At 58.9% G+C, this 20,410-nt stretch carries 9 protein-coding genes; 6 read left to right on the forward strand and 3 right to left on the reverse strand.

From position 1 onward, the window contains the following. Positions 1–141 precede the first annotated feature (141 nt). Both H7A51_14950 and H7A51_14955 read left to right on the forward strand, forming a co-directional pair. Positions 142–939, forward strand: coding sequence for a LamG domain-containing protein (locus H7A51_14950; protein ID MCP5537517.1), 798 nt, complete (start codon positions 142–144; stop codon positions 937–939). Between the two features lie 247 nt (positions 940–1,186). Continuing rightward, the gene (locus H7A51_14955) at positions 1,187–3,550 is read left to right on the forward strand and encodes an alkaline phosphatase D family protein (GenBank protein MCP5537518.1); all 2,364 of its coding nucleotides are present in this window, start codon (positions 1,187–1,189) and stop codon (positions 3,548–3,550) included. Positions 3,551–3,575: 25 nt separating this feature from the next. Here the strand turns inward: H7A51_14955 and H7A51_14960 are convergent, their stop codons facing one another. Further along, the gene (locus tag H7A51_14960; GenBank protein ID MCP5537519.1) at positions 3,576–6,533 is read right to left on the reverse strand and encodes a LamG domain-containing protein; all 2,958 of its coding nucleotides are present in this window, start codon (positions 6,531–6,533) and stop codon (positions 3,576–3,578) included. A 259-nt stretch (positions 6,534–6,792) separates the two neighbouring features. After that, positions 6,793–9,393, reverse strand: a complete 2,601-nt coding sequence (locus H7A51_14965) for a hypothetical protein (GenBank protein ID MCP5537520.1) — start codon at positions 9,391–9,393, stop codon at positions 6,793–6,795. A 205-nt stretch (positions 9,394–9,598) separates the two neighbouring features. Between H7A51_14965 and H7A51_14970 the strand changes: the two genes are divergently transcribed. From H7A51_14970 to H7A51_14985, 4 genes are all read left to right on the forward strand, one after another. Then, a complete protein-coding gene (locus tag H7A51_14970; protein MCP5537521.1) occupies positions 9,599–11,848 on the forward strand; it encodes a hypothetical protein in 2,250 nt (749 codons plus the stop codon). A gap of 51 nt (positions 11,849–11,899) precedes the next feature. Beyond that, positions 11,900–13,762 carry a hypothetical protein gene (locus H7A51_14975; protein MCP5537522.1) on the forward strand — a complete coding sequence of 621 codons (1,863 nt, stop codon included), beginning with the start codon at positions 11,900–11,902 and terminating at the stop codon, positions 13,760–13,762. Positions 13,763–13,855: 93 nt separating this feature from the next. Beyond that, positions 13,856–17,182, forward strand: coding sequence for a hypothetical protein (locus H7A51_14980; GenBank protein MCP5537523.1), 3,327 nt, complete (start codon positions 13,856–13,858; stop codon positions 17,180–17,182). A gap of 112 nt (positions 17,183–17,294) precedes the next feature. After that, positions 17,295–19,634 (forward strand): glycoside hydrolase family 92 protein, encoded by a 2,340-nt coding sequence (locus tag H7A51_14985; protein ID MCP5537524.1) that lies wholly within the window; start codon positions 17,295–17,297, stop codon positions 19,632–19,634. A 128-nt stretch (positions 19,635–19,762) separates the two neighbouring features. On the opposite strand, the gene H7A51_14990 is transcribed toward H7A51_14985, so the two are convergent. After that, on the reverse strand, positions 19,763–20,398 hold the full coding sequence (locus H7A51_14990; protein MCP5537525.1) for a PEP-CTERM sorting domain-containing protein: 636 nt from the start codon (positions 20,396–20,398) through the stop codon (positions 19,763–19,765). Positions 20,399–20,410: the final 12 nt, after the last annotated feature.

The following is a 20,410-nucleotide window of genomic DNA, read 5'->3' on the forward strand; positions in this document are numbered from 1 at the left end:
TGCTTTGTTTCAAATATGGACAAACTACCAGCCTCCCGGAAAATACACTTTGACCTGAGACTGACAGTTCTGATAATTGCACAATAATGAAGACTGGATTTACCCAAATCCCGTCCCGGCAAAATACACACAATGAAAAGAATGAAAATCAGAACCCACCTACTCACAGCCGTCGCCTGCTCCGTTCTCATGCCCGCGTCGGCCAACGCTGCCCTCCTGCTGCACTATACTTATGAAAGCGGAACAATTAGTGGAGGCACAGTAAATGACCAGTCCCCTGGGGGCACCGCAGACGGTGTCCGCTCAGGTGGAGGTAGTTTTGCAGTGTCAACAACAGCCATCGAGGGAACGCAGTCGCTGAACAACACAACATCCATTGCGATAAATAAAGGTCCCTTGGATTCAACCAGCAATGAAGCGACCATCGCCTCATGGTATAAGGGCACCGACTCATCAGGATACTTCTTCGATCAAGGGCAAGACCGCTTTGTTTCCTCCGTAGCGCGCAATACCGCCAGCTTTGCCGTTTGGCGAGGTGGCACGTGGTATGACTCCGGAGTCAGCACCTCGATCATTGCGGATGATGAGTGGCATCACATCGCCTTTGTCTGGAGTCACGATGGCACGGATGCTACCGCCACCATCTACGTTGACGGCACGGCTATCGACTGGGGTGGAGGTGCGACAACCAAGACACTCACTGGAAAAGGAAAAATCAGTCTGACTAACGATGGCATTGGTGCCTATCAGCGTCTATTCAGTGGCAATACTGGCGCCACCCAAGACCAACTGAACGGCCTGTTCGATGACACCCGGATCTACGACACCGCCCTCTCCGCATCAGAAATTGCGAGCTTGGCCGGTGTCCCCGAGCCATCCAGCGCTGCTTTGCTCGGCCTCGGCGGACTCGCGCTGATACTCCGTCGCCGCAAAGGCTAAGGAGCACACGGTCTTGGGCCGCCGCAAGTAGCAACGTGAAGGGGGATTGGCCTCTATGGAGACCCTTCTGTTGTTCTTCCCGCTGTGTTTTGTCCGTTCATGCAGTCGCATGAAGCAGGGGAGCGTTGCGACATCGTAGGCTTGGCTCGGTCGCCCCACCGGCTCCTCTGCCGAGGGAAAATTGACGTTTTGCGAGCGATATTATTCTTTTACAAACCAGCGGTGGTCATCCAGTCTTTGGCCAAACATGACCACCCATTACCGCACTCTAGCAGCTCTCGTTTTGCTCAGCCCCCTGGTCGCCCGGGGAGACACCGTCACACCCTCCCTGCCGGATTCCGGCAAGCAGGCCTGGACCGGTGCCGCGCTCTGGGCCAACCCCATGGAAGACTGGCACACGGAAGTCACCGACGGCACACCGGCCGCCACCTGTGACCACCCCGGCGGCGACCGGGAACTGGTCGTCCTGACCGCGGAAATCACGGATAAAAAAGCGCCGCTGGAACTATCCGCCACCTTCAGAACCACCCGGGCACCGGCCGGGAACGCAAAAGGCTTCATCGGCTTCCAGATCGGCCTGCAAGGGCAGTTTGACGATTACCGGGACTCCGCCATCTACGGCACCGGTTTTGCCGCCGGCATCAAGGCCGACGGACGGCTTTTCATCGGCGGGATGACCGCCGGGCAGGCGGCGGTCCAATCCTTCGACCGGGCGCTCGACATGAAGCTCAGCGCGACTCCGGCCGCGGACGGCACCTACACCCTCACGCTCACCGCCGGAGACGCCCGCTTCAGCCACCCCGGGGTGCACGCCTCCTGGCTCCCCGGCCTGGCCTCCTACACGGTTTCCACCCAGGCCCCCGCCATGACCTCCCTCCGCCGGCCTCGTCCGCAAAACGCCCCCGGCATCCGTCAGAACCGCGGCGGGAAATGGCTCGCCGCCATCAGCGGGATGTCACTCTCCGGGGACAAAATCACAGCCCGGCCCGAGCGTTCGTTCGGCCCGATCTACTGGACACAACACACCCTCGAGCACAGCGGCAAACTCAACCTGACAGCCCAGCTGGCGCCCGTCTCGCCGACCCGGCCCGAGGTCAGTCTGAGCATCGACGGCAAAACATCCACCGTCCGTTTCGACCCCCGCTCCCGGGTGGCCAGCTTCCGCCTCGACGGCATCGACACCACCAGGGAGCACCCCTACACCGTCACCTGGCAGGGGCACAGCTACTCGGGAACCATCAGAAAGGAGCCCCTCGAAAAACCCGACCTGACCGTGGCCGCCCTCTCCTGCAACGACTCCACCGGTTTCCCGCACAACCTGCTGGTTGACAACGTCAGGCAGCACCAGCCCGACCTGCTCGCCTTCATGGGCGACCAAATCTACGAACCGATCGGCGGGTACGGACTGCTTTTCGGGGAGAACAACACCCAGTACGACGACCGCACCGTGCTCTGCTACCTGCGCAAGTACGCCATGCACGGATGGGCCTGGCGCGAGCTGCTGCGCGACACCCCGGCCTTCGCCCTGCCCGACGACCACGATGTCTTCCACGGCAACCTCTGGGGGGCTGGCGGTAAACTGGCGGACCGCTCGGGCGGCATCTACGCCGAGGCCCAGGACAGCGGCGGCTACAAGATGTCCGTCGGCTTTGTCAACGCCGTGCACCAGACACAGACCGGCTCACTGCCGAAACCCGTTGATCCGGCACCCACCGCGACCGGTATCTCCGTCTATTTCACCAACTGGAAATACGCTGGCATCGATTTGGCGATTCTCGCCGACCGACAATTCAAGTCCGCCCCCAAGGCACTTCTGCCCGATTCCAAAATCCGCAACGGCTGGCCGCAGAACTTCGACTTCCAGCGACCGGCCCTGAAAAACCCACGCGTGCTCGACCACCCGCAGGCTGAGTTGTTAGGAAAGCGGCAGGAGGCATTCCTCGAAACATGGGCGACCGGAAAAGACAAGCGGTCCGACTGGAGTCTGGTCATTTCCGCCACCCCGCTGATGACCCTGCAGTCCATCCCCGAGGACAAATTCTCCGACGGCGTGGTGCCCTCGCTCAAACGCCCCCGCCCGGGCGACTACCCGGCCAACGACATCCCCAAGCTCGACTACGACTCCAACGGCTGGCCGCAGGGCAAGCGCGACCTCGCCGTCGATCTCATCACCAGGGCGCATGCGGTTCACGTCACCGGCGACCAGCACCTTGGCTCCACCGGCCAGTACGGCACGGACCGGTTCAACAACTCCGCCTGGTGGATCTCCTCGCCCGCCATCGCCAACCTCTGGCCACGCCGCTGGTTCCCCAGGGACGGAGGCGCCAACCGCCGCGAGGGCGACCCGAAGTACACCGGCGAGTTCGAGGACGGGTTCGGCAACAAAATGACCCTGCACGCCGCGTCCAACCCGTACGACATCGACCGCGAACCGTCCCGTCTCTACGACAAGGCGGTGGGCTACTCGATCCTCACCCTGCACCGCGGGGACGGCAGCATCACCCTCGCCAACTGGCCCTACTACTCCGGCCCGGAAAACAAGGTGGACAATCAGCCCTACCCGGGCTGGCCAATCACCATCGACCCGAAAACCAACAAGCGCATCAAGTAATCCCGCCGTCCGTACTCCAAGGGGGTTACTCGATGATCAGCCAGGTGTAGCCGTTGGCGGGGAGGGTCACTTTGATATCGACGGAGTAGTCCCGCTTGAGTGTGTGGCGGGTGGCTTTTCCCTCTTCCCTGCGGATGGATGCGGTATCGGTCAGGCCGGTGTAGTAAAGGGGCACGTTGATGCTGCGGGTCACTTCCTCGTCCAGCGGGTTGAAGACCAGCAGCATACCCTTTTCCTTGGCTCCGGGTTTGGAATTCACATGCAGGTAATAATCGATGTCCCGACCGTCCGGGCGCTTGAGGTGGATGATGTCGCCGTGGATGATGTCGTAGTATTTTTTATACCACGCCATCCACTTGAGCAGCATGGCCTTGGACTTGGGGCCGTCGTAGAGTCGGTGGCCGCGGACCCAGACCTGCGCACCGGAGGCGAGCTGCATGAAGAAGAAGCGCTCGTACTTGTCGAGGTTCTTTTCCATGCCGCCGTGCAGCTTCTCGGTGTTGAGGTTGATCCATCCCATTTGGGCGGTTTTGTGGTAGGTGGCGTCAAAGATATACTGGCGCAGGATCACGGTCTGGAGTGAGACATCGATGTTGTCGGTGGCCTCGCGGTAGCCCATGCCGGTACAGGTCTGGCCGTTGAGCACATACCAGTCGGGGATGGTCAGGTAGAGGTTGCGGCGCTGTCCCTCGGCGAGGACTTTGCACTGCCACTTCCACTGCGCCCACTGCGAATCCTCGAGGCCTCTGTGGTGGGCGTGCTCGGTGGATGCGCAGGCATCGCCGTGGAAAGGACCGTCCGGCTTGTAGGCGCCCATGCCGGTCTGATCGAACATTTTCCACATGTTTTCATAATACATGTCCGCCCACGCGCTGGCGGCGCAGACGCTTTGGCCGAAGGCGCTGCCGGGTTTTTTGGAAACGGGGTCGATGCAGTTGAACTTGGAGCCCCAGCCGCCTTGGGAGGCGATGACGAGCTGATAGGCGCCGACGCGGATGTTGTATTTTTTGGCGTAGTCGCAGACGGCCTTCATCGAGCTGACATTGCCAGCCGAAAGGTCGGCGTAGTTAAACGAGCCGGGGTGCTCGGGTGCCTGGAGTTGTTCGAAGCCGATCTCATGCATCTGGTCGAGCAGTGGTCCGAGGGTTTTCATGTCGCGGCTGTATGGGGCGTGGACTTCCAACAATTTCTCGTTGGACTGCGGTGCCAACACGCGGTAGAAGCGGCGCTGGGCGAGGAAGGCGCGCTCGGTGCCGGTGGGGACGTCGTTGAGGATCTCGAAGGTGCGGAAGGCGTCAAAGTGGTCGCCTGTTTTGACCAACCAGTTAGGTCCGGTGGGCGGGGTGCTGAGCAGCAGGGCGTTCTCGGGGTCATCGAGAAAGATGTCCTCGGCGGGGTTGAGTGTGGCCATGGAGCCCCAGTCGGGATCGCGGATGAAACGGGTGGTACCGCCGCCGAGGTAGTAGTCCTTGTAAGCGGCACGGCCCCCGTTGGCGTGGATGCCGAGGCCACTGCTTTGAGGTCTGAAGTTGGCCAGGGCGAACGAGTAGTCGCTCTCGACGTGGATGTTGCGCGAGGTCGAGGGCTGGACCGCGAGATATTCACCCTCGAACCTGGTGACGGTCAGGTCTTTTCCGGACTTGTTGATCAACTGGAAGGTTTTCATCATCACGGGAATGCCGTTGTAGATTTCATAACTAACAGCCACGCCGATGCCCTTGTAATGGTCCGAGCCGGTGAACTGGAAGGTGGCGCGCAGGCCGTTGGCGGGCCAGGCGATGTCCTTGGGGGCGTTGCACTTGGGATTCCACTCGTAGGGTTTGACACAGGGGCCGACCGTCATGCCGGAGAGCTTGAATGCGCCGGGGATGGACTGGAGCCGGTCGAACCAGGCGGGGGTGATGAAGGCCTTGTCGGGTGCGCCGGTGAGTCCGCCGACGTTGACCCATTTGCCGTCGATGCTGACCCGGACCTCCGGTTTGATCGCGCGGACAAACTCGATGTCCTTGTCGCTGCGCCGCAGGCTGATGCAGCCGAGGTTGTTGTCGGTGACCAGGAAGGTGCGGCTGACCAGGCCGTTGGAAAGCATGATCTGGGCACTTTGCTGATCTGCGGACGGCACAACCTGGACCGATGCCACGGTGCGCGGCGGGCTGAGCAACCAGTCTTCCTTGGCGGGTTTTTCATCGAAGCCCTTGACGACTTTGATGCTGGGTGTCTTGAGGATTTTCCGGATCAGCTTGCCGCGTTTGGCGAGCTCGGCGGCCTGGATGACCTTGAGTTTGTTGCTGTCCATGAGGAAATCGGAGCCGGGGTCGAATTTGCCCGGCTTGAAGGTGGAGTAGCGGACCTCACCGACCCAGCCGTTGAAGGGTTCGCGGTTGGGAGCGGTGGCGCCGATGGAGAAGTTGGCACTGCCCCCGCCGATGCCGGGGAGCTGGTTGGCGACACGTTTGCCGTTGATCCATGCGGAAACCATGCCGGAGGCCTTCACCAGCGCGAGGTGGGTCCACTTTTTGGCCTCGACCTTGCCGATGCTGCGGTCGCCGACACCGCCGACCAGCACCATCCAGTCGCCGTTTTTCTGACCCAGGATGAAGCCGCGCCCCCCGTCACCGTTGGCGATGGCGGCGTGGTATCCGGGATCGTCGGCCTTGCTGGCGTAAACCCAGGTCTCGATGACAAAGTTGTCGCCACCGACGAGGTTTTTGGGCGTACGGTAGCATTCGTCCGGTTTTTCAAATTTGACCACGGAGTCATATTCGGTATGGCGGGGTTCCGGGCTGTTAGTGGTGATTTTCGGTCGGCCCTGACGTGTCAGGGCCGGCGCGCCCTCGGCCTGGCTATCGATTTTTTCAGGTGCGAGCGTGTCCCGGATGCCCCCCTGCCCCTTGAGGTTGTAGTGCGCGACGGGTTGGACTTCTCCCTGGGCGGGGAGAAACGTGGTGAGCAGTAGGCAGGGTAGAAGTGCGAGCTTGGTCATGGTCGGTGGTGGTGGTTGGAAAGGTAATCGGGTGATCGAGATGATGGTCGATAGCTTGAGTCAGTAGTCGAGCAGATGAGTAGACGCGTGTCTACGCATCTGCTTTTGGCAATCTTTCGAATGGGCGGAATTTTTTCTGCAGCATAGTGGTCTTGTCGGGGATGGTGCAATGATTAAGGTGCGCCGGGGAGCGCCATGTTTTTTTAGCAAAAGTGTTGTTCCCGGCGCACAGGCCCAAGGGTGGGTGGGCTTCGTGGGTTTAGCTGCCGATCAGTTTGCGGATCTGGCCGCCGGGATTGTCGAGTTTTTTGCCTTTGTCGGCCGCGGGGAAGAGATCGATGTCGAAGGCGGTGTCGTGCAGGAGTTTGCCGTTCCTATCGAAAAGGCCGAGCCGGACGGTGAGTGGTTGGCGATGGGAAACGTCGGGGGTGGTGATGACAATGCGGCCTTGGAAGGTGGGGGTGGACGCTTCCACCTTTGCGGGTGCGCTTCCGGTTTGCAGAACTTTTCCATCAAGCACCGTCTGGAAGCGGAGGGTGGCCTGAGCGGGGACTTCCGTGGTGTCATTGCAGACCCAGGCGCAGAGACGGATGGTATCGCCGCCGTGTGCGTAGGATTGTTCGAGCTGGAGGTTGACCGACAGCGGAGTCAGCGCATCGCGGAAGGCGAAGTAGGCGGGTTTTGCTTGTCGGTCGCAGTCCATCACGCTTTTCATCCAGCATGCGGGCCATGCGTCGATGAGGAGGTGCAGGGCGGTGGAGTTCATTTTGTAGTCGCGGCGGAAGGCTTCGGTTTGCAGCCGGACTGCCTGCTTCTGGTGATTCTGGCTGGCATCGACCCATTCCTTCATGGTTTTCTGTCGCCCATACCAGCGCACGCCGAGATCGCTGTGCCCCCAGTTCTGGTTGCGGGGGATGGGGCGCGGGTCCCAGGTGCCGTCGGGTCTTTCCTTGACCCATTCAGCCGGGTAGTTTTTCTTCATGGTGGCGATGGATTCCAGCCCTTCCGCGCCATACTCGCCGCAGCCGTGCATCCATCCTGCGCGGGTGCCCATCCAGCCCCCCCGGTAGAGGTTTTTGAAGGATGTGCCGTGGTTGAAATACCATCCGGCGTAGCAGTGGTGATCGGAATATTTTCGGCTCAGGTTAAGATAGTCACCATCGCACCACTTGATGACCTGACCGGGGTTGAGAATGCCGACGGCGTGATCCCATTGGTGGAATGTCTCGATCATCTGTCCGGCGTTCTGGGAAGCGTCGCGGTAGCCGGGTTCGTTCATGTAGGAAATGACGGCATTGCAGGGGTGGCTGCGGATGAGGCGCATCATTTCCACGAGCTGGCGGCCGGACTCCTTCGCCTGGTCGTAACGGATGTTCACAAACAGCGGCATGTCGGTCTGGGCGAGTAGTCCCAGTTTGTCAAAATACTCGTAAGCCTCTTCCTGGCAAGGTTGCTGGGTCATGCGCCAGAAATTCATGTTGGCGATTTTGGCGAGCAGGATGTCGTCGCGCAGCTGATCGAAGTCGCCGCGTTTGACGCACTGCATGATGTTGCCCATCATGTTGGCACCGCGGAGTTTGATTTCCTTGTTGTTGAGGTAGAAGCGCCCCTTGGGTTTGCTGGTGGCCGATTGCACGAAGCTGCGCATGCCGAACTGGCGTTTTGCGGCATCAACCACGCTGCCGGCGCGCAGGACCTTGACCTGCACCTGATAGAGCCATGGTTCGTCAAGCGACCAGACACGGAGTTTATCCCGGGGGATTTTCACCAGGAACTTGACCTGGGTGAAACCGGGTGCGCCGGGTGCGGAGGATTTCACGACTCGATAGGGCGACTGATCCACGGTGATTGCTTCTTTGAAATTCTGGCCGTAAAGCGAGTATCTGAGGGTGGTATTTTTGTCCTCCATGAGCGCGGCGGGGACTTCGACAGAGATTTCGGCCATGGATTTTTCCAGCATGGGACGGGCGAACAGGTCGTTGATGTAGGCGGCGTTGCGGGTTTCAATGTAGCAGCGCTGGTTGAGGCCGAATCCGATCGGGCACATGTGCCAGCCCATGCCGAGTCCCGGCTCGTCCCAGCCCATGCCACCGCAGGCGGCGAGTTTTTTGCCGAACTTGCGGTTGGTCAGGAACAGGTTGTCACCCATCATCGGGGAGTCGTTGAAAGCCTTGATGAAAAGTTCGTTTTTCCCCGGCTTGGCATAGGGTTTGATATCGAACTCAAAGGAACCGATGAGCCCCTCGTGCGAGCCTACTTTTTTGCCGTTGAGAAAAATTTCCACAATGTAGTCGGCACCATTGAAGTGGAGGAAGCACTTTTCCGCCTTGAGCTGGTCTTCGGTGAGGGTGATCTCCGTCCGGTAATGCGCCTCGGCTTTATTGATGGGGCCGCTGTAGTGGGGGATGGTGACGGTTTTCCATGGGTTGGGTTCGGGGATGGGTTCCACCTTGGGGATGGTGTAAAGGTTTCCCTTTTCATCCTCGCGCATCTCGGAATTGATGAGTTTCCATTGAAATTGTTGAATCTCCGTCCGCTGGCGTACCACCGGCAACGCGGGGGCGAGTTCAGCCATGAATGGGGCGAATTTCTCACGCATCCTCTGCAGCTCGGCATCGAGTTCCTCCTGCGTGTCGATCTTGTTTTCCGGTTTGAAACCGATCGCAGGCCGTGCGCTCCACGGTAGTGTGATGTCTGGAAGTTTTGGCGCCGGGTTGGGTGCCAGACCGGGGACCACCGCGTTTTTCTGTTTCGCGATTTCTTCAAAGAGATCCTTTTCCTTACCCGGAAGAGGCAGCGTCATCAACAGAGTTGAGGCGAGAGCCAGGGTGGTCATTTTCATGAGAGCATTGTTTTTCATAGTATCGTGCAGGTAAGTGGTATGACTTGAATACTGGGAAGAGCCAAACCGTCCATGGTCTTGTGAGATTGGACGATTTGTTTGTAAAACCAGTCTTATTGGCAACGTATCTACGCAGCAAACCAGCGCAACATGAAAATTGATTTTAAGGAGATCAGTGATACGGGGGTTGGTAAGCAATGGTCCTTTAAATAATGGTCGCCTTATGAAGATAATATCACCACAACATCCTGTAGTATGCCTGAACCTTGCTGCGGTCATCCTGGCGGCGCTCGCCTTCCAGGACTCCCTGCTGGCTCGCACGCGCGACAATGTGCCCTGCAGTCCCGTGCCGGGCGCGGTATCGTTGCAAACCCTGGACCGTGATGTGGTCCGGTGCGTCGGGGAGGGAAAATACACGGAGCTGAGGGCGGAACTGAAAAAAAAGATCAGCAGGGTAAAGCCCGGCACCGCTGGCGAGTCGCTCAGCGCCGGGTTGGTGCTGCTGTGCTGCCAGCATGAACTCCTGCTCGCCAGCAACGATGCCGAATCGATCCGGGGAAAGGACCAGGCGGGCCAGTTCATGCTTGAGCTGTTAGCCAATGCCGAGTGGATGCAAGACCTGCTCTGCTCCGGCCCCGTCAATGTGTCCAATGCGCTGAAAGGCCTCTACTCCGTCTGGCGCTACGAAAGGAAATCGATCAACACCCCCCTTTACCGGAAAATCGCCACCGCCGGCGCCATCGCCGGCGGCTCGGACTACCAGCTCGTGCATGCGTTCAGAAACTATCGTAACGCCTACGAGCACGGGCTGCTGCAGTGGGACTTCGACAAGCTCGAAGTGTGGGAGCTGCGTCATGTCATCGCCAGGATTCCGCAACAAGACTGGGACTTCATACTCAATGAGCGCAACAACAAGGGCAGCACCTATTTCGGCGCCTGTTGGGCTGTGGCGTATCGCTTGAGAAACGACTTCAACCACTCCATCCATGCGCATGGTTATTACACGCCGTGGGAGTGGTATGGGCACCGATTCCAGAGTCTTGCACTGGTTGGTGGGGTCTGTGGCTCCTGCTCCACTTACGGCTCCTATTCCAGCAAAGTCCATGGCTACCCGTCCTATACCGCCGGCGAGCCGGGTCACTGTGCTTATGTCCTCCGCATCAAGCCTGACGATTGGCGCACGGCATACAGTGTGACCGGCCACACCCGCCCCCACGGATGTTTCTGGCGGGGGTTTGTCTACTCCGATCTACACCTCATGGAACAGGCCTTTAGGAATAAAGAGGCTGTTAGGACGGGCTATCATTATACCTGGATCGCCCGGACCCGACACGAAAGGGCTAATCTCGAGCCACTGTTTCAATCCGCCATCCGCGCCAACCCACTCAATCTGGGAATCTGGCAGGAGTATGGAGATTGGCTGGCTGCTAGGCCGGACCAGACCACCAGCCAATGGCATGCATTTTCAAAGGGATGCATGGAGTCCTACCGGGCATTCCCCGACGTCATTTCCTACCTCCACGGAAAATACCTCTATCCGAACCTCAAAAAAACAACCCCGCTCGACGGTCGGCTCAGGGAGGTCCTGGCCTATCAGGCATTTATTTACACCCTGGAAAAACCCCGGACCGGACAGAACTTGTCGGCGGATATCGCCATGTTTGAAAAGCTGCTAGACAACAATGACAAAAGCGTCTTCGAGCTCTACTCCGGTCTGCTGAAGCTCGCGATGGCTAACAAATCCAACCGGGATTTTCTCACTGTGTTTGAAACGGCACGCAAACGTTTCTCGGCAAAGAAGGACTTCATCAAACCCTTTAACGAGCTGCTGGCCCGTTATACAAAATCATCATCGGCACAAGGCAACGAACTCAAGGCCGTAATCACCAACTGCCTGGTGGATAACATCAAAAAACGTGATTTCGCCGGCTACAAAAACAGCGTCAAACTCATCGGCAACATCGTAGACCTCAACTCCGCCAAGGAGCGTCACGTCGGCAACTGGATCACCAAGTGCCCGAAACATGAGCCGTTCCCCGGTAAAATGATCTCCAAGGGCGGCATGATCTGGCCGACCAATGCCGGCAAGGGCAACGCCGTGCTTTCCTACCCCGGCATTCTGAACGGTATCGAAGGCGGCGGCACCTGCCAGACCGGCAATGTCAACAACCCGACCATTGATTTCTCCCTGCCGGAAAAATGCCACCTCTCCGGCGTGATCATCACATCGGGTTATGAACACCCTAACTGGATCAAGGCGATGAATCCCGTTGTTCTCTCCGCATCCAACGACCTGAAAACCTGGACGGAGATCTATCGGTCGGACGAGGCCAAGCCAAGCCATCGCATCGATCTGCAAGGCAAAAACATCGAGGCCAGATACCTGCGGCTCCAGTCGCCCTGCGTCGACAAGGCGGCCAAAAAACAGATCGTCTTGAGGCAGTTCCTCGTCTTCGGAAAAACCAACTACTGATACCGCCGCTGCCCATTTTAAAGGACGCGCGAAATTATAACACTTTACAAAATGAAATCGATCACCCCTCTGTTTTTCCTCACCCTTGCTAGCGTGGCCGCCATGGCCCAGACAAGCGTGCCCAGCTACCAACAGGCACTCGAAGTTGCTAAAGAATCCGGTCAGGATATCTGCTGCTACCTCTACGGAAGCAACTGGAACCGCGTCGGTAACCTCGTCAAACAACAGCTTTGGGACAACAAGGAACTGGCCGCCGCCATAGGCGAGGGGGTCATCCTCACCGCCGTTGACCACCCCGACGGCATGCCGGCAGCCATAGCGGACAACCAGCTGGCACCCGGTTTCGAAAAACTGCCGCCGATGTCCCGGCTCAGCTCGGTGACGATGAAGGGGACCACTTACAGCAAGCTCGATGACGAGAGCTGGGGCATCGATCTCAAGCGCAAACCGCGCCGGGAAACAGCCGTTATCAAGCTGACCACGATGGCCAGTCCGGTGAGAGGTGTATTTGTCAGTGTGCTCAAGGACCCACGCCAGCCCGATGCCGTTTACGCCGTTTCCGGGCTGCGATTGAAAACGGCGGACCAGCCGGTCAAGGTGGTGGCCGCCAGTTCCAACAAATCAATGGACAGGCTGATGCTCGCCTTTGACGGCTCCGGCGGCTACGCAAGCTACATCCAGCACCGGGGTGAGGCTCTGCACATCTTGGTGATGCCGGAGAAAACCATCCCCGCCAACACGGAGCTTACCATCGAACTCGATTTCAAGGGCAAACCATGGTGTCAGATGGGCACCCGCTTGGCTGTTAGTGAGCTGGCGGCCAATGCAAAGGGATACGATACCCTGGTCTCCGAGACCCGGCGGATCTTCGACTACTACAGGATTCTATCTGAAAACAGAGGCATCCCCGCCGGGACTAACAACTACCCTGCCATCGTCTACGTCGATTCCAAGGGCCGCTACATCGGCAAAAAGGACGCCCTGCGCACATCACACACCGTCGGTGATCTCGCCGGATTTATAGAGGGTTTTCGCAAACAACGTATCGCACGTGACGCGGCATGGACTGCGGCCCGACAAGCGACCGGTGAGAAAAAAGCGGAACTGCTCTCTCAGGGGCTCGATGCCATTGGCTGCAGCCAGCACACCACCAAGGGAGCATGGGCCGGGTACGCACCCGTGTTTGACGAAATCAAAAAGCTGGCGCTACCCGCCACCCACCCGATCACCACACGGTATTTTTACAACTGGAAGGCGGTCGATACCTTTGTCAACGACCTCGTTAGGGAGGGGAATGAGGCCAAGGCGCTCTCGACCCTTGATTTTGAACTGACCAAATCCCTGACTCCGGGGATGCGTGAAACCATCATGATGAAAAAATTCAGCATCTGCCAAAATTCCAAATCAGCGGAGGTGAAGAAACTCACCTGGCAGGCGTTACGACAACTGGCCACGGAATTCCCCCATACCCGACGGGGTATCGGTGCCCGTGGCATGCTGCTGTGGAAAGGCGACGAGGGCCCCGTTACCTTTACCTACGGATGGAAAGCCCGGCACCTGAAGGAAGGTGAAAACACCTGGAAAATCGATCTCGATACCGCCAAGGCGTTTTACACGGCGGAACCTCACGACATCCAGTTTACCCTCGATAAAAAATCCCCGAACGGACTCACCATCACTTCCATTGAGATTTTCGAAGGTGACAAACTACTAACATCATTGACCCCCAACGTCACCCTCAGCAAGGAAGCCCCCACTTACAAGGGGCGCGTCGATCTCAGCAGACGCACCCCGAAACCCGGAGCCGCCCCACTCGTCGTTGTGTGCAAAGTCACCCCCGTCGGAGGCACCAACTGCTTCGGCACCATCAGTGCCACCCCCCAGCTTCCGCCGCCCCCAGCGGAGAACTGGTAACACGCCTAACAAAACAAACAGCCACTCCATACCCCTCACAATTACAACCCTGACTACTTGAAATCAATGAATAGGATCCATACAATGACAACCATGAATAATAAGCAAAAGTCTAGCCGTATTTCGATCAAAGACGCATTGGCCGCCGTTCTCTCGCTGGGTATGCTCGCCCCGCTTTCCCTCGGCGCAGCAACCGAAGTCAAGGTCGAGCATATCGGTAAGACCAGGGACGATTGGAACAGGCCGGCGTGGGATTTTCAAACCATCCACCGGCCTTCGAAGTCGGCGGCGTCGCATGGCGCGTTGGTCAAAACCGTCGGCATGTCGGATTACTCCTGCCTGCCGGCCACCGCGCTGACCAATGGTGTCATGCCGCAGCAAACGCGCCAGCGTCGGGATTTCTTTACCTTTGCCAACGGCACCGATGGAGGCGTGATTGCCATGGACTTGGGCAAGGTCATGCCGATTGCCGAGGTCAACTCCTACTCGGCGCATGGCCCGGTCGGCGGCACCACCTGGGCGTCCGAGTTCAACGGGGTGCGCGGCCCGCAGGTCTATACCCTCTACGGAAGTTCGGAGGCAAATCCCTCGCTGACCGATCTCTCGCAGTGGTTGAAAATCGCCGAGGTCGATACCCGCAGTGCCGAAAATGGCACGGGCCGCTGGGGTGTCAATGTGCGCGACAGCGAGGGCAAGCTCCTGGGCAACTTCCGCTGGATCGTCTGGAAAGTGCGCTGCACCATCCCCATCCCCAAGGAAACCCACCGTCTCAAGGTCGGTCAAACCAACCCCGAGTGGTCCAACACCTGGTATGCCGAACTCGATGTGCACACGCCGGCCACCCTGCCCAAGGCGGGCGACTTCATCTATGCGGGCACGCAGCTCAAAGAGGTTTTGGTCTCCTACAAGCAGCACTTCGACATCGGCTTCACCCACGCCGCGCCCGAGATTGTCAATATCTACCGCACCAGCATGATCGACAGTGCCCTGCAACTCATCGACGACTCGGCAAAGCTCCCCAAGGAGCAGCGTTTTGCCTGGACCATTCCGAGTTGGGTCGCCTACCAGATCCTCTGGGAGGGGCAGGACCCCGTGCGCTTGACGCGTGTGAAAAAAGCCATCAAGGAAGGCAGTATCGTCGTCCACGGCTTTCCCGTCACCGTGCACACCGAGACCCTCGATCTGCCCGACCTCGTGGCGGGACTCAATATCGGCACCGAGGTCTGCCGCAAGGTGGGCATCCCGCTCTCGCGCTCCGCGAAAATGACCGATGTGCCGAGTCATTCGTGGGTCTTGCCGACACTGCTCCACCACGCGGGCATCGACTTCCTGCACATTGGCGCCAACCCGGGCAATGAAAAGCCCGACCTGCCGCTGCTCTACCAATGGGAGGGAGCGGACGGCTCTAACATTCTGGTCATGCACAATCAGGGTTACGGCTCGGACAACGAGTTTGGCCACGGACTCTATCCGCCCAAGGACTGGCCCTACGATCACTGGCTGGCCGTTATGACGAGTTGTGAAAACACCGGTCCGCCCTCCCCCGATGCCGTGCGCAACCTGTTGGCAGAAGCCAAAAAAAATCTCCCGGGAGTGAAAGTGACCCTGGGCACCATGGATCAATTTGCCGCTACTATCCGCGCCGAGCAAAAGGCGGGAGCCGAGATCCCCGTGGTGCGCGCCGATATGCCCGACGCGTGGATTCACGGTGCGGCGTCGATGCCGCAGGCGGATGCGCTGGCGCACCGAGTGCGCGGCGCGATTACCGGGGTGGAGTCGCTCGACACACATCTCAAAATCTGGGGTCTGCGCACCGCTGACCACCGCGCGGATTTTTTCAACGCCCACGAGCGCAGCCTCATGTATGGCGAGCACACCTGGGGCTCGGCAAAAAACCTCGAAGGCCGCAATGCCTACGCGATGACTGACCTTGCTGCCTACATCAAGAGTGATGAGACCGCACGCTATCTCGAAGGCACCTGGAAGGACCACGCCGACTACATCGCCAAGGCCGCCGAGATCACCGACAACATTCAGCGCAAGGACATGGCACTGCTCGCCGCGCAGGTCGCCACCTCCGGTCCGCGCGCCGTCATTTACAACCCCCTTCCGTGGAAGCGCGATGCGCTGGTGAGCCTCAAAGGCAAATCCTTCTGGGTCAAGGATCTCCCGCCCTCGGGCTACACGACCATCCCGCTGCCCGACGCAAGCCCAGCCGCACAGGAGGCAGCTGCCGAGGGTCGAGCGGTTCTCGAAAACAAGCATCTGAAAATCACCATCGACAAGGAACGCGGCGGCATTGTTTCCATCATTGAAAAAGCCAGCAATCGCGAGCTGGTCGACACGAACTCCAAAGATGCCTTTGGCGCGTATATGATCAAAAAATTCGACCGCGCCCAGAGCGAGGATTTTCAAATCGGCTGCGTCCACCTCGACACCGTCTATCAGTCCAACGCCCAGATCTGCTTTGGCTGGAATGTGCGCGCCGACCTGCCCAATACCCCGAGCTACTCCGAAACCAAGCCGATTTACATGAGCCTGAGCACCCAACGCGAAGGCGCGAGCCAGCTGGCCGTCCTGCGCGCCGAGCCGGAAGGTTTTGTCGAGTCCAAGGTCACCACCACCATTGTGCTGCCCGACGACGCGCCGTGGTTTGAAATACAGGTGCAGCTCGCCGACAAAAAGCCCAACTACTGGCCAGAGTCGGGCACGCTGCGCTTTCCCGTCAACGCCCGGCAGCCCCAGTTCCGCATCGGTCGCAACGGAGGCGTGGTCAACCCCGTCACCGACTTCGCCGTGCACAGCAACCGCACTTACGGCTACGTCGTCAACGGCGCGATGATCACCGCGGGCGCGGGCGCGGGACTCGCCATTTGCCCGCTGGATCACGGCATGATGAGTTTTGGCGAAAAAGGGATATTCACCATCGACCCGAACTACATCCCGCAGACCCCCGTCGCCGAGCTGAGTCTCTTTAACAACCTCTGGACAACCAACTTCCCTTACTGGATTGGCGGCGACATCGACTCGCGCGTGCGTGTCTGGCCGGTGAAGAATAACAAAAGTGAAAACCTCATCAACCCCGCGATAGAAGCGCGCTTCCCCGTCTTTGTGGCAACGGCTGACGGTGCGGGCGGTAAGCTGCCCAAGACCCAGGCGGGCCTCAGCTTCTCGCGCGCGGGTGTGCGTTTGGTGGACTTTTCCCCCGACCTGCATACCAAGGGGGTGAACCTGCGCGTCTGGGAGCGTGCGGGCGTTTCGGGTCCGCTGACGATCACCTTGCCGCAAGGCGCGAAGTGCACCAAGGCAACCCCCGTCAACCTGCGTGGCGAGCCTCTCGGAAACGCCTTTCCCGTCGTGGCTGGTAAAATCACCATCGACCTCGAACACGACAGCCCCGCAAGTTTCCTGCTCGAATAACATCAACCAAACCCATCGGTGGCTCCCTCCTTGCTCCCACTTCAATACAACGCTCATACCCTGCTGACACAAAATATAAATTTCTAGCAGCCGGGCTCAAAAAGAAATACACATGAACACGAAACAACTGACAACATTAACGCTGGTCGCCGCCCTGTTACCGGGGCTATCGCAGAACCTCACGGCCAAGGAGCCCGTGGACTGGGTGAACCCGCTGATCGATACACATGACTCGCGCTGGTTTTATTTCAACTCGGCGTCGCGTCCGTTCGGCATGGTCAATCTCAGTCCGGATACACGGACAGAGGGCTCCTGGCATTCGGGCTACCTGTATGGGGACAAGGAGATTCGCTGCTTCAGCCACATACACGCCTGGCAATTGTCGGGTATCCCGGTCATGCCCATCACAGGTGAGATGACCGGGCATCAGGGTATGAATGCCTACAAATCGGCGTTTTCACACGACAAGGAAGTCGTCCGTCCCGGCTATCACCAGGTTTATCTGGACCGCTATGCCGTCAATGTCGAACTGACTTCGACCACACGCGTAGGATTTCATCGTTACCGCTTTGATGACAAGGCCAGGCCTGCCTATGTCCTCTTCGACCTCGGTGCCACCCTGGCGCACTCGCCCACCGTGGACACGCAGTGCCGCAAGGTCAACGACAGGGAAATCGAAGGGATGACCGTGATGGGGCGGAGCAGCCGTCGGCCCAAGGATACCGCGGTTTATTTTGTGGCGCGTTTTGACCGCCCGATGAAATCCTTCGGCGGCTGGTTGCCGCAGAGGAAAAACGAACCTAAAAAGGTGCTGGACAACACCGGGGAAATCAACGGTCGGAACGCCGGCGTGTATGTCGGCTTTGCTCCCGACCAGCCGCTTTTGATGAAGGTGGCGGTCAGCTACACCTCCATCGAGGGTGCCCGCCGGAACCTGGACGCGGAGCTGGCGCACTGGGAATTTGACCGCGTTGTCAGGGAATCGAAGGCCGAATGGAATGAGCAGCTTTCCCGAATCACGGTCAAGGGCGGAACGGATGCGCAGCAGGTGAAATTCTACACGGATATTTGGCATGCCCTGCTGGGTCGTCGGATATTCAGTGATGTTGACGGCAGTTATAGCGATATGACCGGGGCAAAGCGCGTTGTCCGTAGAGTCCCTCTTGATGCAAAAGGGCGACCGCTCTTTCCCATACATAATTTCGACGGCTTCTGGGGAAGTCATTGGAGCCTCAACATCCTGTGGCCGCTTCTCTGTCCCGAACGCTACAGCGATATCTGCAAGACCATGGTGCAGATGTACAAAGACGGCGGGCTGCTTCCCCGCGGGCCATCCGGGGGTAACTACACCTTTGTGATGATCGGCGATTCATCGGCTCCCTTCATCACCTCCGCCTACGCCAAGGGTATCAGGGATTTTGATGGCGAGCTTGCGCTTGAAGGGCTGGTGAGGAACACCGGCCCCACGGGAGGCCGTTACTACGGCGGCTACGCGCGCAAACCCACGCCCGCCGCCTACGAGCCATACACCACCAGGGGGTTTGTGCCGTGGGAGACCCCCCTTTCCGGGGGCCACGGCAAGGCCGTCACCAGCCTGACACTCTACAACGCTTATCACGACTGGTGTATCGCCCGGATGGCAAAAGAAATGGGCAAAGAACAAATCTATCAGAAATTCATTCCCGGAGCACGCAACTACCGACACGTCATCTGGCCGGAAAAACAGTCGGCCTGGGTCAGGATGAAAGACGGCAGCTGGATGCCGGGTTACCAGCCGAATCAGAACGCCTTTGAGCAGAAGGGATTCTGTGAAACCAGCGCGGCTGTGACCACCTTTTTTGTGCCGCATGATCCCACCGGGCTTGCCGGGATGCTGGGCGGTCCGGAAGCTGCGGCGGACAAGCTGAACAAACAATTCGAAAAGGCCGTTAAGGATAAATTCCACCTGCGCGGCCGGGGGCACGGCGGTGCCTGGATCGACTACGCCAACCAGGACGGCACCGGAGCCGCACACTATTTCAACCGCATCGGCTACCCCTGGCTCAGCCAGAAATGGGTGCGTGCCGTGCAACGCGCAACCTTCAGCGGCACCGATCCCTACAGCGGTTACAACGGCGATGAGGACCAGGGGCAGATGGGGGCGTTGAGCGCATTGATGGCGATCGGTCTTTTCCAGTTCGACGGCGGCGCCGGTCCCGATCCCCACTACGACATCACGGCACCGGTCTTTGACGAGGTGACCATCAGGCTCAGCCCGGAGTATTACGATGGTAAAACCGTCACCCTGGTCACCAGGAACCAGGGGCCGGAGAACATCTACATCCAGTCGGCACAATGGAACGGCAAACCCCTCAATACCTCCCTGCTTGCCCACAAACAGCTGGTCGGGGGCGGTGTGCTGGAACTCACACTGGGGCCCAAACCGAACAAAAAGTGGGGACTCGCGAGATAAGGACCTTCTGCTGATGAACGCCGCCATATCCCCTTTCCTAATGGGGGTCTCCGGACAGGAAGAGGGTTCTCAGAACACAAAAAAAATCCCACCCGGGCAACCAGGTGGGGTTTTTTCATTGTGGCATTTTACTTGCGGCGCCGTCTGGGCAGGAGGGCTAACCATGCGAGTGAGACAAGGGCAATGGTCGAGGGCTCCGGAACCTGGGTGATGTCGAGGCCAATCTTGTCCACCCGCGCCTGGGCACCGTCTGTGCCGATCGCGAAGTAGGCATTTCCAGAGTAGGCACTGGTGATGGTTACCGAATCAAACAGAGGGTTGGACCAGTCCGAAATGGAAACGTAGCGCGTGCCGCCAATGAGGCTGTTGGCCACCGCGGATGGAGCATCGACGATATCCCAGAAAACCGTGGGTGCGGCATTCTGGTTGCGGGCAATAAACGACAAGTCGATTACGTCGCCTACCGCCAGCGTGCCGGAAACGGGGAGCAGGGTGGTGATTTCCTGACCGATGATACTGGGATTGCCAGCGCTTTCCTGGAGATAACAAAAGATATTGCCATCGACATTGACTCCTCCGTCCCACTCTTCACCGCAGCTTCCCGAGGCGAGGGTCCAGCCGTTGGGCGTGGTGCCGTTCCAACCACCCGTCAAGGTGCTGTCCTCAAAGGAGGGGTTGATGAGGGCGAGGCTAACAGCCTGGGTGCTTGTTGCGGTCAGGGTAAGGGCGGCGAGGACTCCTTGTAGTTGTTTTGATGCTTTCATAGCGTGTCATTG

It is taken from the genome of Akkermansiaceae bacterium (genome assembly GCA_024233115.1).
In the GTDB taxonomy this organism is placed as follows: Bacteria; Verrucomicrobiota; Verrucomicrobiia; order Verrucomicrobiales; family Akkermansiaceae; genus Oceaniferula.

What these genes read in the sequence shown, in the direction of transcription:
- H7A51_14950 (MCP5537517.1), top strand. Translation starts at nt 142, where the DNA reads ATGAAAATCAGAACCCACCTACTCACAGCCGTCGCCTGCTCCGTTCTC.
- H7A51_14955 (MCP5537518.1), top strand. Translation starts at nt 1,187, where the DNA reads ATGACCACCCATTACCGCACTCTAGCAGCTCTCGTTTTGCTCAGCCCC.
- H7A51_14960 (MCP5537519.1), bottom strand. Translation starts at nt 6,533, where the DNA reads ATGACCAAGCTCGCACTTCTACCCTGCCTACTGCTCACCACGTTTCTC.
- H7A51_14965 (MCP5537520.1), bottom strand. Translation starts at nt 9,393, where the DNA reads ATGAAAAACAATGCTCTCATGAAAATGACCACCCTGGCTCTCGCCTCA.
- H7A51_14970 (MCP5537521.1), top strand. Translation starts at nt 9,599, where the DNA reads ATGAAGATAATATCACCACAACATCCTGTAGTATGCCTGAACCTTGCT.
- H7A51_14975 (MCP5537522.1), top strand. Translation starts at nt 11,900, where the DNA reads ATGAAATCGATCACCCCTCTGTTTTTCCTCACCCTTGCTAGCGTGGCC.
- H7A51_14980 (MCP5537523.1), top strand. Translation starts at nt 13,856, where the DNA reads ATGAATAATAAGCAAAAGTCTAGCCGTATTTCGATCAAAGACGCATTG.
- H7A51_14985 (MCP5537524.1), top strand. Translation starts at nt 17,295, where the DNA reads ATGAACACGAAACAACTGACAACATTAACGCTGGTCGCCGCCCTGTTA.
- H7A51_14990 (MCP5537525.1), bottom strand. Translation starts at nt 20,398, where the DNA reads ATGAAAGCATCAAAACAACTACAAGGAGTCCTCGCCGCCCTTACCCTG.